The sequence below is a fragment of the Nonomuraea sp. NPDC049684 genome, assembly GCF_044465345.1.
Taxonomy (GTDB): Bacteria; Actinomycetota; Actinomycetes; order Streptosporangiales; family Streptosporangiaceae; genus Nonomuraea.
Genome location: NZ_JBITLO010000027.1, coordinates 81,323 through 96,035 on the forward strand (window position 1 = coordinate 81,323; position 14,713 = coordinate 96,035).

9 protein-coding genes are annotated in these 14,713 nt (G+C 69.0%); 2 read left to right on the plus strand and 7 right to left on the minus strand.

Going from position 1 to position 14,713, the window contains the following annotated elements; all coding sequences use genetic code 11:
* Positions 1 to 871: 871 nt before the first annotated feature.
* A complete protein-coding gene (rpsB, locus tag ACIBST_RS47830; protein ID WP_397180111.1) occupies positions 872 to 1,795 on the minus strand; it encodes a 30S ribosomal protein S2 in 924 nt (307 codons plus the stop codon).
* Between the two features lie 242 nt (positions 1,796 to 2,037).
* Positions 2,038 to 2,652, minus strand: coding sequence for an ArsR/SmtB family transcription factor (locus tag ACIBST_RS47835; protein WP_397180112.1), 615 nt, complete (start codon positions 2,650 to 2,652; stop codon positions 2,038 to 2,040).
* A gap of 350 nt (positions 2,653 to 3,002) precedes the next feature.
* On the opposite strand from ACIBST_RS47835, the gene ACIBST_RS47840 reads away from it, so the two are divergent.
* Positions 3,003 to 4,328, plus strand: a complete 1,326-nt coding sequence (locus ACIBST_RS47840; protein WP_397180113.1) for an MFS transporter — start codon at positions 3,003 to 3,005, stop codon at positions 4,326 to 4,328.
* A 477-nt stretch (positions 4,329 to 4,805) separates the two neighbouring features.
* Here the strand turns inward: ACIBST_RS47840 and ACIBST_RS47845 are convergent, their stop codons facing one another.
* The gene (locus tag ACIBST_RS47845) at positions 4,806 to 6,044 is read right to left on the minus strand and encodes a GNAT family N-acetyltransferase (RefSeq protein WP_397180114.1); all 1,239 of its coding nucleotides are present in this window, start codon (positions 6,042 to 6,044) and stop codon (positions 4,806 to 4,808) included.
* 541 nt (positions 6,045 to 6,585) lie between these two features.
* On the opposite strand from ACIBST_RS47845, the gene ACIBST_RS47850 reads away from it, so the two are divergent.
* On the plus strand, positions 6,586 to 7,887 hold the full coding sequence (locus ACIBST_RS47850; protein ID WP_397180119.1) for a M23 family metallopeptidase: 1,302 nt from the start codon (positions 6,586 to 6,588) through the stop codon (positions 7,885 to 7,887).
* A 1,503-nt stretch (positions 7,888 to 9,390) separates the two neighbouring features.
* Here ACIBST_RS47850 and ACIBST_RS47855 read toward each other — a convergent pair.
* From ACIBST_RS47855 to ACIBST_RS47870, 4 genes are all read right to left on the minus strand, one after another.
* The gene (locus ACIBST_RS47855; protein WP_397180120.1) at positions 9,391 to 10,260 is read right to left on the minus strand and encodes a tyrosine recombinase XerC; all 870 of its coding nucleotides are present in this window, start codon (positions 10,258 to 10,260) and stop codon (positions 9,391 to 9,393) included.
* A 494-nt stretch (positions 10,261 to 10,754) separates the two neighbouring features.
* On the minus strand, positions 10,755 to 12,044 hold the full coding sequence (dprA, locus tag ACIBST_RS47860) for a DNA-processing protein DprA (protein ID WP_397180115.1): 1,290 nt from the start codon (positions 12,042 to 12,044) through the stop codon (positions 10,755 to 10,757).
* A gap of 55 nt (positions 12,045 to 12,099) precedes the next feature.
* A complete protein-coding gene (locus ACIBST_RS47865) occupies positions 12,100 to 13,641 on the minus strand; it encodes a YifB family Mg chelatase-like AAA ATPase (protein WP_397180116.1) in 1,542 nt (513 codons plus the stop codon).
* On the minus strand, positions 13,642 to 13,995 hold the full coding sequence (locus tag ACIBST_RS47870) for a YraN family protein (protein WP_397180117.1): 354 nt from the start codon (positions 13,993 to 13,995) through the stop codon (positions 13,642 to 13,644).
* Positions 13,996 to 14,713: the final 718 nt, after the last annotated feature.

Consider the following 14,713-nt stretch of genomic DNA (forward strand, 5'->3'; position numbering starts at 1 on the left):
GCCTTGTCGTGCGCGGGTCGTGCGCGGGTCATGCGTTCTGCCTCAGTTGTGCGCGGTCTCGCCTGGTATTACCAGGTTCGCCGGGTGATGCCAGGTTGTGCCAGGTGTTGCGCGGTCTCAAGCGATGGTTCCGGGTCCTGCCGCCGGGCTGCCGCCCGGGCCTTCCGGCTTCCGCCCGAGCAGCCCGGCTTTAGCTTGACCCGTCCGGCTTCCGCCTGACCGGCCCGGCTTCCGCCTGACCGGCCCGGCTTCCGCCTGACCCGTCTGGCTTCCGCCCGACCGGCCCCGCTTCCGCCTGACCAGCCCGGCTTTCGCCCGACCCGTCCGGTTTTCGCCGGGACCTTCGCTCGTACCTTGGGCTGGGCTCGGGCTTCGTCCGGCCTGGGCGCGGACTCCGCTCGGGCCCGGGTTTGCGCCCAGGTCTCCGCTCAGCAGGACGGGGCTCCGCCGGTGGAGCTCCGCTCCGCCTCGCTCGGCATACTGCCCAGCCAGGCTCGGCTTATCGCTCCGGCCCGATGGTCATCCACCTCGGCTCACCGCCTCGGCCCGACTGGCAATCCGACTTGGCTGACCGCCTCGGCCTGATCGCCGCCCTGCCTTGACTTATCGCCTCAGCGGGGTGCCGTCCGGTCCGGCTTGCCGTCCCGGCTCGGCCGTTTGCCCAGTCGAGACGCGTACCTTGCCCTACCTGGCCTCAGCCTGCACAGGACCTCGGCCTTGCCCTTCACAACCTCGGCCCGCACAGGACCTCGGTTCCGCTCACCCTCGATCGGCCGGCTGCCCGCCCCGCACCGCGGTCGATGACGACCTGCGGCGCGGAGCCGGCGCCTGTACCGTGCCCGGCCTCACGGCCGGGCCCGGTGGCCGGGTCTCAGGCCTGCGGCTCGGACTCGGGGGTCGCGTCGGCAGCCGGAGCGGCCTCGGCGGCGGGGGCCTCCTCGGCCGGAGCCTCGGCAGCGGGGGCCTCCTCGGCGGCGGCCTCGGGAGCAGCAGCCTCAGGGGCGGCCTCGGCGGCCTGGCCCTGGCCCTGCTCGATGAGCTCGCGCTCCCACTCGGCCAGCGGCTCGGCGGCGGCCGGCTTCTCGTCACCGCGGGCGGCGCCGGAGCGAGCCATGAGACCGGCGGCGACACCGTCGGCGACGACCCTGGTGAGCAGGCCGACGGCGCGGATGGCGTCGTCGTTGCCCGGGATCGGGTAGTCGACCTCGTCGGGGTCGCAGTTGGTGTCGAGGATCGCGACGACCGGGATGCCAAGCTTCTTGGCCTCGCTGATCGCGATGTGCTCCTTCTTCGTGTCCACGACCCACACCGCGCTGGGCACGCGGCCCATGTCACGGATGCCGCCGAGCGTGCGCTCGAGCTTGTCCTTCTCGCGACGGCGCATGAGGAGCTCCTTCTTGGTGAGCCCCGAGCCGGCGACGTTGTCGAAGTCGAGCTCCTCGAGCTCCTTCAGACGCTGAAGCCTCTTGTGCACGGTGGAGAAGTTGGTGAGCATGCCGCCCAGCCAGCGCTGGTTCACGTACGGCATGCCGACCCGCGCGGCCTGCTCGGAGATGGCCTCCTGAGCCTGCTTCTTGGTGCCGATGAACAGGATCGTGCCGCCGTGGGCGACGGTCTCCTTGACGAAGTCGTAGGCACGGTCGATGTACGACAGCGACTTCTGCAGGTCGATGATGTAGATGCCGTTGCGCTCGGTGAAGATGAAGCGCTTCATCTTCGGGTTCCACCGGCGGGTCTGGTGGCCGAAGTGAACGCCGCTCTCGAGCAGCTGTCGCATGGTGACGACGGGGGCCATGTGATGGTCCTCCAGGTCTGGGCGCCCTGCGGATGGGCGCAGTTCTCGGTTGTGCCGCGGCAGCGCGTTGTCTACCGCCCTGATGCCCCAAAACCGCTCCAGCCGGGCCGGGGCCCGGACCGAGGGTGCGGTCCGCAACGGGGCATGCGAAGTCGGCCTGTTGCCACAGGCCATCGAAAAGTCTACCTCCCACACCGCCCCAGGCTGACCGTCGGAGGTCAAACCGACATACCGGGTACGGCTCACCCCACATCGTGGTCCTCCGTGGGCAACCCGGGCGACGTTCTGGGGGCGACCGGGAAGAGGTTGATCTGCGCCTCCGCGATCCTGGCCCCGCTCGGCGCGTCCTCCTGGCTGCGCTGGTGAGCGATGTACGGCTCCAGCAGCTTCTCGATCTCCGCGCTCAGCCGTCCCAGCTCGCTCGCGTCGACCCTGATCCGCGCACGGCTGAAGCGCGTCGCGTCGCGCCATTCGTCCGTGTCGTGCTCGATGCTGGCCAGCGCCCGATCGGCCTCGTCGCCGGCCTCCTTGCGGAACGCCTTGATCAACAAGGTCTTGGCGTCACGGACCTCCGGCTGGTCGTCCGGAAGCACTCCCACACTGAACGGCTTGTGCGTCGACCTCCACAGCCGTTCGCGTCCGTCGCCTCTGGGCGGGGCGTCCTCGACGAACCCGTACTTGGCCAGCATGCGCAGGTGATAGCTGGCGGCGCTGGGCGTGATCCCCGCGATCTCGGCCACCTCGGTCGCGGTGGCACTCTCCTCCACGCCGAGCCGGTTGAGGATCAACAGCCTCGCCGGGTGAGCCAGCGCCCGCATCATCTTGGGATCGCTGAGCCCCTCCATGTCCTGCGTCATGTGCCAAAGGTACCCGCCGGGAGATATGAAGCATTCCCTTTACAACTCTGAAGGGATCCCTTCATACTTATGAAGTGTTCCTTTCACATCTCGCGACCCGCCGCCCTCCCGTACCCGCCAACCGCCCATCTGCATGGGGCACCCGCACCGATCTCCGTCCCATCTCAAGACCACCCGCACCGCCGTCTGCCCCCACCTCAAGACCACCTGGACCGCCCTCCGTCCTCGCCGAACCGCCACTCGCACCGGCCCGTAACCCCCGCTCTCACCAGCGCGCCTCCCCAGCCCCCGCCCAACCGGCACCCCTTGCAGCCCCATCCCCGCCCGAACTCGCCACCGGAGACCTCAACATGGACACGACGCCCCCACTCCCCCTCCGCAAACAGCGCGACTACCGCCTGCTGTGGAGCGCCCGCACGATCTCGATCACCGGCTCGGAGGTCTCCAAGCTGGCCGTCCCGCTGACCGCCATCACGCTGCTGACCGCCTCACCCGCCGAGATGGGGTTGCTGACCGCCGCCGCCCCGCTGCCCGCCCTGCTGTTCGGCCTCCAGTCGGGCGCCATCGCCGACCGTCTCACCCGGCACCGCCCGCTGATGATCGCCTGTGAACTCGTCTCCTGCGCAGCCGCCGCCACCGTCCCGCTGGCCTGGCTGTTCGGCGTCCTCACCGTGCCCTGGCTGATCATCGTGGCCCTGGTCATCGGTACGGCCGGCGTCATCTTCAAATCCGCCAACTTCCCCTACATAGCCGCGGTCGTGGACCCGTCGCAGCGCACCGAGGCCATGGCCGGCTTCCATGCCTCGTACTCGGTGGCCTCCGTGAGCGGCCCCGGCCTGGCCGGCATCCTGGTCCAGACGCTCACCGCGCCGTTCGCCGTACTGGCCGAGGCGCTGTCCTTCCTCGCCTCCGCCCTCCTGCTCCGCTCGATCCGCACCCCGGAGCACAACGAGCCCACCCGCTCGTCCAGCATGTGGCGCGACATCGTCGAGGGCCTGCGAACCAGCCTCACCCACCCCGCGCTCCGAGCCGTCCTGGGCGCCGGCGTGACGATCAACTTCTTCGCCATGGCGTACATCGCCGTCTACATGCTCTACATGGTCAACACGCTCGACATCCCCAAGGGCATGATCGGCTTCCTGACGGCACTGAGCGGCGCTGGCGGCCTCCTGGGCGCCTGGCTCACCTCCCGCCTGTCCAAGCGCTACGGCGAGAACCGCATCCTGCTCGTCTCGGTCCTGTTCTTCCCGCTGGACATCCTCGCCGTCGGCCTCCTGACCGGTCCCCTCTGGGTGAAGCTCACCGTCCTCGGACTGACGGGCGTCATGACCGGCGTCATCGTGGTCGCCTTCGCCACCTGCATGGGCGTGATTACCCTCCGCGACACCCCCACCGCCGCCCTGCGGGGCCGCGTGAACGCCACCATGACCTTCGCCGTCCAGGGCGTCCTGGCCGTCGGCGGCCTGGCGGGCGGCATACTGGCCGAGTTCATGGGCCTGCGCCCGGTCATCCTTCTGAGCGCGGCGGGCATCGCCCTGAGCAGCCTCTGGATCTGGCTCTCCCCCCTACGCCCCAACCGCCCTCAGACTTCCCACACCTTCCCCGCGCCCCCGCAAAACCCCACCCCCGAGACCCTGAAGAATCTGATGGAAGCCAAGCGCCACTCCGTCATCTAGCCACCTCCACTCCGCCAGATCCCGCACCCCGCCTACCCGGACTCACCTCGCCCCCCGTTGCTCTCCATGCCAACGCATGTACGCCCACAGCGTCTGCACCGGCCCTGACTGCATGCGCCCAGAGCCCTCATCCTCACGGCCTACGGCGCCCCTCCGTTGATCGCTCCCCTGCCGGCGTCGGCGCTTACCGTCACTGCGGCGGCCCGTCCCTTGGGCGCAGTCTTTCTCCAGCTCTTGGAGCAGCTCTGGATCGATCCCCACACCGGCCGCGTGGTGGTGACGCAACAGTGCAGCCCACACCAACCAGACAAAGATCGACCTGCCCCTGCCCCCCACCCGCGCGGCTGCGGCGATCATCGCTTCATCAACGTCCTGTAGCCGCCGCCACCGGTGGAAGCGGCCATCGGCGGTCGACCAGAACCGCAGCAATCGGCCATATCGAGCTCCGCCGAACAGCGACCTGAAGCTGGAACGGGCCTAATACGGCAGGTAGTAGGTGAGCAGATCCGCCGTGAGCGGCGGGAAGAGCGCCTGGAACAGCTCTTCCTCTCCGGCGTAGACGTCGGGCCGGATGCGGGTCAGCCCCTCCATCCCGTGGGGGCCGAACAACAGGGCAGGCAACTGGTCAGGCGCCACTCCGACGCCCTTCACGGATCCGGGTCTCTGCATCGGTCCGCCTGTGACGACCTGGCCGAGGCCATCGGCGCCGACCGGGATCCGGTAATGGGCGCCGAACGTGGAGATGACGATGTCATCGCCGGTGCGGTCCGTCCCCTCCGCGGTGAGGCGCTGCCAGAGCAGCGGCCGGAGGCGGTCGAGCAGCACCGCGACGTCCGGAATGCGCACGTAGTACTGCTGCGCCCGCTTCCGCGGTTCGCCTTCGAGGAACTCCTGCCAGGCGGCAGCAGTCACGGATCCGGCCCGACGAACGACCTTCAGCTCACTTCCAGGGAACTGGGCGACGACGGCACTGAGCAGGTCGCAGACCGCGCTCTCGTCAGCGGCGGCAGCCTCGGCCAGCAGCACCTCACCATCGTCGGGTGGCGTGGTGCGTCCGGTGGCGATGACGGTGCCGGCGTGCTCCAGAACCCAGGAGGTGCTCGACCGGTGGTCGAGCAGCCATCGCCAGCATGCCGCCGAATGCGGCATGGCCACGTCGAACCGGTCCTGAGCCATGTCCTGCAGAGCCGCCATGGCGGGGATGTCGGCGGGCCGCGCGGCGCGAAGTGCGGGCGTGCCCTCACCGGCCGGTGGCGTGTGTACGGTCAGCGCCGACGGTATGTCGATGGCGTACTCGTAGCCGAACAGCCGATAGAAGTACGGGATCCCGATCATCACCTGAACGACGTGCCCACGGGCGGCGGAGCGGTCATGAGCCCATCGCATCAGCGCCCGTACGAGTCCGCGCCCTTCGTACTCGCGGTCGGTGGCGACCAGTTCGACCTGGCCGACGGGTAGGCGGATGCTCCCGATGCGCACCTCTTCGTCAAGGAGCGTCGCGGTCGACACGACCCGCTCTCCATCCACGACAACGGCGCAGGCGGACCAGCCGACCTCCGGGTCCGAGACGACCAGCCGGTGGTCGAAGGCGTCGGACGAGTCGCCACGATCGGTGAGAAGCGCGCTGATCTGGTCAAGGTCAGCGGGCCGTGCCTGGCGCAGAACGAGACCCCCGGCCAGCGGGACGGGATCGGGGAAGGCTGCGGTCGGGCTCACGGGTGGGACTCTCGCATCGCGCGCATGACCTCGTCCATTGCATTTCACCCCGGCGAGCGGACGGCGGAGCTGGGCTCATTGGATATCAGCGGGCGGACGGCGGAACTCGGTCCACTGGATTTCACCGGACGGCCGGCGGAGCTCGGTCCACTGGATTTCACCGGGCGGGCGGCGGAACTCAGCACAGGACAGGTTGTCCACAGGAGGCTTCCCACCGCTTACTCCATCCACAGAATCCCGCTCGCCTCGACCTCGGCAGGCCGCCCCCGGCGAAACTCCCGCCATGCCCCCTCATCCACGTCTTCCGTCCCCATCCCCTCATCGACGCCTCCCGTGCCTATCCACTTATCCACGTCTGCCCTCCCTCTCCCCACGCCCACGCCTCGGCGCGCTGTCACTTCGCCCGCGTCTCCGCACGCTGTCACTTCGCCCACGCCTCCGCGCCCTGTCCCCTTGCTCAGCACCATCACCGCCGAGACCATGCGCGCAGAACATGGCTTGCCGCGCCGTGATCTCCCTCGTCGTGCTCGTGACAGCGATCATGCTCACGACCATCGCCACCCCCACTCCGCTGGCGAAGGCCGCCCCACCTGCCTGGCGATGGCCACTCGACGGTAGCCCCCGCATCCTGCGCCGCTTCGCCCCACCCCTGGCTCCTTGGCTGGCCGGACACCGCGGCGTAGACCTGGCCGCCTCCGCCGACACGCCTGTCCTGGCCGCAGGCTCTGGCACCGTCCGCTTCGCAGGCCCAGTAGGCGGAAGAGGAGTCGTCACCATCGACCACCCAGGCGGACTCCGAACGACGTACCTGCCGATCAGCCCATCGGTGAAGCAAGGTGCGCCGATCACGATGGGCAGCCGTCTGGGTGTCGTACAAGCTGCACACAGCCACTGCCAGGAGTCATGCCTGCACTGGGGCCTGCTCCAAAGCACCCGCTACCTCGACCCTCTCCTCCTCCTAGGCCACGCCCCCATCCGCCTCCTGCCCATCTGGCCTACAACGCCCCCGCCCCCGATTCCCCCACCCCTGCTGCCCATGGCCCCCGAAGCACCCCTTGCCCATCCCTCCGAAGCTTCCGAACCCTCCGAAGCACCCCTTACCTATCTCTCCGAGCCTTCCGGAGCGCCCCTTGCCGTCCCCATCGAGCCCTCCGATGCTCCACTTGACGTCTCCTTCGCCCCCTCGCAAGGCCTTGCACCCGCCACCTCGCCCCCACCCGCCCTCCCCCTTCTCACCAGCCTGTCCGCCGCCTTCTACCGCCCGAACTCGTCCCTACGTCTGCTCCTGAACCCGCCGGCTCCGCTGTCACGAACCCTGCTCCCCAACGCCCCCACGCCTCCTCCGCCCCCACTTCGCGTCCCCCTCCCCCCGCCCCTGCTCACAGTCCTCGCGCACCGCGACTCCCCCTCGAACGCACAGAACGCGCTCCCATCCCCCTACTCCACAGTCCTGGAGGCACTTGCCCTCACCACAGAGCCGACCCCCGAGCCCCCGCCCATCACCCCTGCAGTCACCCCCTCACGCCCGGAGATACGTCCCAGCGACCTTCCCCTCCGCAACGCATCAGCCAGCACTTCCGAGCAGCGACCTGACCCAACTCGCGCCCCCACGAGGCCTTATGCAACCGTCCTTCGACTCCTGACACATGCGGCTTCACTGCCAGCAGCTCCAGCAATCGGACTGGGCGCCCTCCTCGGCACCGCACTCCTGATCACTGCCCTACGCCGCCGCCGACGCCCCCACAAGAAGCACCATGGCTTCAGAAGCGGCCAACACCGCAAACCCCCAACAGAAGGGGTCCACAGACGCCCACCCACCCCACCCTCACGACGCTCGTCCTGACCCCCTTGAAACCGCCCCGAAGCCTTACTCTTCAAGCCCTCCCTCAACCCCCGACCCTCGCCCCCGACCGAGAACCTCCAAGCGCACGACGAGAACCTCACAACGGCCGCCGCATCGATCACGAAGTTCCTTGAAGGCAGCCAAGATGCCCATTCACCGCCGTTAGATGGACACGACCCGCAAGCCTCATCAGGAAGCGCATGCGCCCTCGAACCCGGACCAAGCCCCAACTCATCCCAGCGCCTTGCTTCGCCCCGCGCCCCGCCGCGCCCCCGTCCACCACCTCTGTAGCCGCGCGCTCTCCGCTATCCGCTGTCCGCCCGCCAACCGGCGTTGCGCGCCCGACACCCGCACCGACGCCGACGCCGACCAAACGTCTCTGAACCCTCGCCCCTCGCACCTCTTGCTCCTTGGTGTCCTCACCGCCGAGCCAGGCACCGAATGCGGTGCACCAGGACCGCGCTTCCGATGCGGCCTACATCCACCGCACACGAAACCAGCGCCATGTGTGGTTGTGGTTGCCTGTAGCGGCACAGGCCCCCCTCGCCATTGAACGGCGACTACGCACCTCTTGGCTACCGTGGGTCAACACAGGCGCCGAATGGTCACCACTCCCTTGTATGCGAGACGCGTCTCTCCGCCGCAATGGGAAGCTCGTCCAGCAGGAACCGAACCAAGCGGGGACTCACTCAGGCAAGAGCTGCACCCGCGCCGGAGCCCACACCCCAGCGGAGCAGGGACTCACTCAAGCGGAGGCTGGGCCCGCGCCGAAGCCGGCACCCCTGGCAGGGCGGGAGGCTTCCAAACGGAGGGTGGACCCGCGTAGATGCCCACCCCGCACCCCCAGGCGGGACGGGGGCGGGTCCGGTGGGAGGCCGTGCCCGCTACTACGCCCTCCTATGCTGGAGGGGCTTGGTCCTACGCCATGCGTGCCGCTTTCGTGCGCGATCCTTCGTTCCCCGCTCCTCCTCGGAGGGGGCCGAGGACAGACGTGTCCTGCTGTTGGATGACGGCAGGTGATCTGGAGCGTCCAGCAAGCCGGCGCCCGCCAGGTAGGTCAGGTCTTCAACCAAGGCGCTGCACGTCACCCACGTTCCCGCGCGCTCGCCTCCCTCGCGCGCTCCCACCCAGTAGAGCCATCGTCGGTTAGGCGCTCGCTGGTCTCTCGGTTTGTCGCACCGTGGATCCATCACGGCCGGCGCGGGAGGGACATGCTCTTCGCGTTCACTGCCCTCGCCCCTTCGCATGCCATGCGCAGCGACGCCACTGCCGTGTCGTCGCGCCTTCGGGTCTTCAGGCCAACACGGCTTCAGGTCTTGGGCCATTGGCGTCAGTTGGGGAACTGCGTAGCACGCTCGAACGCGTCGTGCTGCGTCGTCTGCGGGCGGGCTCGGCCGGGCCCAATGCCTACGTGGAGGCTTGGTTCGACGTCTTGTGCCCCTTGCGCTCAGCCGGGCGGCGAAGGGTTGGTGAGGGGAGGCGATGACGTGCTGGTGTCTGTGGTCAGGCGCGGGGGTGGGCTTGGCGGTATGCGGTGCGGAGGCGGTCGATCGAGACGTGGGTGTAGATCTGGGTTGTGTTGAGGGAGGCGTGACCAAGTAGTTCCTGGACGCTGCGCAGGTCGGCACCCCCTTCGAGGAGGTGGGTTGCCGCGGTGTGCCGCAGTCCGTGTGGGCCCATGTCCGGGGCGCCCTCGGTCTGGGCCAGCCGCGCGTGCACCACTCGTCGTACGGTACCGGCGTCGATCCGGCCGCCGCGGACTCCGAGGAAGAGGGCCGGTCCGGAGCGTTCCCGAACCCAGATGGGACGCCCGTTGATGCACCACCGGTCCAGAGCTCGAAGCGCCGGCAGCCCGAACGGCACCGAACGCTCCTTGCGTCCCTTGCCCAGGACTCTGATGACATGCCGGTCCCGGTCCACGTCATCGACGTCTAGGGCGCAGAGCTCGCCCACGCGCACACCTGTGGCGTACAGGAGCTCCAGGAGTGCCTGGTCTCGAAGGTCCTTGGGATCGCCGGTGGACGGTGGCGCGCTCAGGACGGTCTGCGCCTGGTCCTGGTCGAGCACAGCGGGCAACGGACGGGGCGCCTTTGCGCTGCCCAACAACAGGCCGGGATCGGCGGCGAGCCAGCCCCGGCGGTGGCAGTACGCGGTGAAGGTCCGGACGCACGCCGTTCTGCGGGCCAGCGTGGCTCTTGCCTTGCCTGCGCTGTGCTGGTCGGCCAGCCAACCTCGCAACTCGCTGATGTCCAGGCCGTCGAGCCGTCCACGGAGGTGGTCGAGGAGGGCGGTGATGTCGGAGAGGTAGGCGCGCACTGTATGTGGGGAAAGGTCTCGCTCGAACCGCAAATATCTCTCGAACTCGGCAAGCACTTCGTCGGCATCCAGGTCCCGATTCAAATCGCAGTTCGGGTCACGATTCGAATCGCAGTTCGGGTCACGATTTAGATCGGCGTTCGGGTCACGATTCAGGTCCGCATTCACGTGGGGGTTCAGGCTGGCGTCCGCGTTGGGGGGCAGGTCGTGATTCGGGTCGTGGTTCAGGCTGTCGTTGAGGTTGTTGTTCAAGGCTTCACCCACTGTCCGCACGAACATTTGCCACCTGTGTCACTACTGTGCCGCCCGGCGCCTCGGGCTCGCCATGGGAGCGGTGTGCAGGTCCATCGCCTGAGTGGACAGGCAAGGCACGCCGCGGCGCGGCGTGGACGCCGGCTGCGGCTTGGTTGCGCGTCGCATCGCCCACATGTCAGTCATTTTCGATCGCCCCCATGCCCCTTCCCTCACCATCTCACCTCACGAACTCGTCATCTGGGTCATGGTGGCGGTCACATCGGCGGTGCCGCATGCCCCTACGTCGCACGGGTTGGTCAGGTAGGGGTTGCTAGTTCTTCGGGGTGGGGTGGGGGTGGGGTGTCGTCTACCGTAGGTGGCGGGAGGTCTGGGGCGGGGGCTTCGTTGGCCGGGGGTGGGGTCAGGGCCATGGATTCGGGGGCTTTCGGGTAGCTGGATGCGGTTTTGCGGAGGCGCCAGCCGCCGCCTGTTCGTTCTATGTATCCGGCTGCGGCCAAACCGCCCAGGGCGCTCAGTGTGATGTCCATGCTGACGCCTGCTGAGACCGCTATCGATGCCGGGCCGGCGCCGCCGCGGGTGGGGATGGCGTCCAGGACTCTCTTGGTGGATTCGCTCAGGCCGTCGCGGGGGACGACGGGGGATCGGGTCTGCGGGGCCAGGTCGTCGCCCATGACGCCGACCAGTTCGATCATCTCCTCCGGAGTGGTGACACAGACGGCCTTGCGTTCGCGCAGGAGTTTGTGACAGCCGGCCGACAGCGCGGATGTGGTGGGCCCTGGCACCGCCCCCAGGTGCCGGTTGAGAGTGAGTGCGTGGCCGGCGGTGTTCAGGGCACCGCTGCGTAGGGCGGCCTCCACGACGACCGTACCTCTGGTCAGGGCGGCTATGAGGCGGTTCCTGATCAGGAAGCGGGCGCGGGTGGGGTGGACGCCGGGCGGGCATTCGCTCATCACGACGCCCTGTTCACGGGCCTGGGCGAAGAGCTCCTGGTGGCCGCTCGGGTAGCAGATGTCCACTCCACAGGCGAGCACGACCACCGTGGGTGAGCCGGCCAGCAGGGCGCCCTTGTGGGCCACGCCGTCCACGCCGTAGGCGCCGCCGGAGACGACGGACCAGCCCGCTTCGCTAAGGCCGATGCCGAAGTTGGCGGCGATGTGCAGGCCGTACTGGGTGGCGGCTCGGGCTCCTACGACGGCCACGGACTGCAGGCAGGCGAAACGGAGGTCGGCCGTGCCGTGCAACCAGAGACCCAGGGGGCGGCTCGGGCCGAGATGGTCCAGTTGCGTGGGCCATTCGGGGTCACCGGGGACGATCAGCCTGGCTCCGTGCTTCTCGCCCGCCTCCAGATCGGCGGCGGGTTTCGACGCCGCCAGCCGGAGGAACCAGGCGCTCAGCCTCCCCGACAGGTCACACGGACGTTCCTGCCGGGACTCCTGGGCGGTGAAGGCCGGTGGAAGTGCACGCTCGCGGATCGCCTCCACCGCTCCGGAGGCACCAAGGTGCGCCACCAGGCGGCCCATGGCCGTGTCGCCCACGTCGGCGGCTCGCATGAGGGCCGCACGGGCCTCGTGCTCTGGGCTATTCACAGGGGCCTCCTGGCGATCTTCGTGGGTGGGGTGGTGTGCAGGCGGACGGCCGGGGTCACGGTCGTACTCCGAGCCAGAAACCGAGGGCTGCTGTGGTCTCGCCCTCTTCTGGGCGGTCTTTGCCGGCGAGGTCGGCGAGGGTCCAGGCGACGCGCAGCGTGCGGTCGAGGCCGCGGGCGGTGAGGGAGCCAGAATCGAGGCAGGAGGTCATGGGCTTCATCGCCGCATCGGACGGACGGAAATCGGAGTGGAGGACGGATGCGGGGATCTCGGCGTTCGTCCGCCAGGGGGTGTGGGCCAGGCGTTTGACGGCGCGCTCGCGGGCCAGCAGGACGCGTTCGGCCACTGTTTCGCTGGATTCGACGAAGTGGCGGTCGGCCAGGAGCTCGCGTCTGGACGAACGGGCGACCGTGACCTTCATGTCGATGCGGTCGAGGAGGGGACCGGACAGCCGGCCCAGGTATCGGCGTCTTGTGGTGGGCGAGCAGCGGCAGGCCGCGCCGGCCTGGTCGTCGGCCTGGGCGCAGGGGCACGGGTTGGCGGCCAGCACCAGCATGAACCGGGCGGGGAACGTGACCGAGGCCGCGGATCTGGACACCGTGACGCGCCCCGACTCCAGTGGTTGCCGCAGCGAGTCGAGGACGTGACGGGGGAACTCGGGGGCCTCGTCCATGAACAGCAAACCCCTGTGCGCGAGGGAGACCGCTCCGGGACGGACGACCGTGCTGCCACCGCCGATGATGGCGGCCGCCGTCGCCGTGTGGTGGGGGCTGACGAACGGCGGACCGTTGATCATGGGACTGTCGGGCGGCAGCAACCCCGCGACGGAGTGGATGGCCGTGACCTCCAGGGCGTGGTCGAGCTCCAGGTCCGGCAGGAGGGTGGGAAGGCGTTCGGCCAGCAGGGTCTTGCCGGTGCCGGGCGGGCCCACCATCCACAGGTTGTGGCCGCCTGCGGCGCACACCTCCAAGGCTCGGCGGGCGACGGGCTGGCCGACGACGTCCGCCAGGTCGACGTCGGGTTGGGGAACGGGCTTGGGCGTGTCGACACGGTTATCGGCCTCGGGTTCGGGTGGCTTGTCGCCTTTGCGTAGCCACTCGACCAGCTGACGCAGGTGAGCCACCGGGACCACGTTCACGTCGGGGACCAGGCCGGCTTCTCCCGAGTTCTCCGACGGGACGATGATCGTGGCGTCTTCGTGCGCCGCCGCGGCGCCGAGGATGGACGGGAGCACTCCGCGCACGGGCCTGATTCGGCCGTCGAGGCCCAGCTCACCCAGGAAGAAGGGCTCGGCGATGCGTTCCGCCGGGACGACTCCTGCGGCTCCCAGGATCGCCATGGCGATGGCGAGGTCGAACTGGGATCCGCGCTTGGGGAGGCTGGCGGGGAAGAGGCTGACGGTGATGCGGGCGTCCGGCCATGGGTAGCTGCTGTTGACCACGGCGGATCGCACCCGGTCGCGGGCCTCGCTGAGCGCCGTGTCGGGCAGGCCGATGAGGTGGATGCCGGCCAGACCGTTGCCCACGTCGGCCTCCACCTCGACGCTGCGGCCGCTCACACCGACCAGCGCGACGCTGCGGGTCCGAGCCACGGCCATCTAGATCGCCCCCCGTATGTGGCGCAGGGCGAAGTTGCCCGCGAAACGCTCAAGAGCGATCACGTCTATGCGCACGGCTTCGAAGGAACGGGACTGCGCCGACAGCCATTTGGCGGCCAGCATGCGGAGCCGGGCCAGCTTGGTGGGGTTCACGGATTCCAAGGCTGTGCCGTGGGATCTGCTGGATCTGGTTTTGACCTCGACGACCACCAGGACCTGACCGTCCAGGGCGATGATGTCGATCTCGCCGCGACGGCAGCGCCAGTTGCGTTCGAGGATCGTCATCCCCTTGGCTTCGAGGTAGATCGCGGCCAGGTGCTCGCCTTCTTTGCCGAGCTCGTCTTTCGGGGCCATGAGGGGCGTCCCTTCGTCCGTCGTCGGTGTTGTGTTCGGTCACCGACCTTGGCGGATGGCGGGGAGGTCAGACGGAGGCGAACGGGATTCTGGGGATGGCCGGACGAGCTGGACCGTGGCTTGTGGATAACTTCATGCAACCGAGGCTCGTTGCCGGGGCATCGAGGGGGCGGTATCCGTGCGTCCCATGCCGGGCTACCGGGATGACGAGCGGGACGGGACAGGACGAGACAGGACGTTTTGTGAGCAGGCGCGATGTGCGGTGTGACCGTCCTGCCGGGGGCGGCTCACCGTGGCACGACAGGCGACCACTGCACAGCAGGAGGCGGAGGCGCAGCATGAGCCTCACGGTCCCTGCGCCCCCGATGCCACTCTGCCCGCCTGCGGCCTCCATGGTCCTGAAGCGATGCGGTGGCTGGCGGCGACTGTGTTGGTAGGACGCGGAACCTATCCCGCGAGGCGGCACGTGACGGGCAGCACGGAGGAGGCGGATAGGCCTGCGGAAGGGGGCGGGTGGGCACGTGCGAGGAGGCGACCGAGGCGGGTGGGCGCGTGCGGGGAGGCGGGTGGGTACTGAAATGGCCGGGGGACGTGCGGAAAGGCGGGTGGGCACTGGAGAGGAGGGTCACGTCCCGCGGAGTGGTGTAGCTCGGTTCTCGCGTGAGGCTCTGCTGGTTCGACTATGCCGTCATGAGTTCGGTGTGCGCCACCTCCTGCT

Bases quoted from the DNA above. Each gene is read 5' to 3' on its own strand.
- ACIBST_RS47850 (WP_397180119.1), top strand. From the start codon at position 6,586: ATGCTCACGACCATCGCCACCCCCACTCCGCTGGCGAAGGCCGCCCCA.
- ACIBST_RS47870 (WP_397180117.1), bottom strand. From the start codon at position 13,995: ATGGCCCCGAAAGACGAGCTCGGCAAAGAAGGCGAGCACCTGGCCGCG.
- ACIBST_RS47835 (WP_397180112.1), bottom strand. From the start codon at position 2,652: ATGACGCAGGACATGGAGGGGCTCAGCGATCCCAAGATGATGCGGGCG.
- ACIBST_RS47865 (WP_397180116.1), bottom strand. From the start codon at position 13,641: ATGGCCGTGGCTCGGACCCGCAGCGTCGCGCTGGTCGGTGTGAGCGGC.
- rpsB (WP_397180111.1), bottom strand. From the start codon at position 1,795: ATGGCCCCCGTCGTCACCATGCGACAGCTGCTCGAGAGCGGCGTTCAC.
- ACIBST_RS47840 (WP_397180113.1), top strand. From the start codon at position 3,003: ATGGACACGACGCCCCCACTCCCCCTCCGCAAACAGCGCGACTACCGC.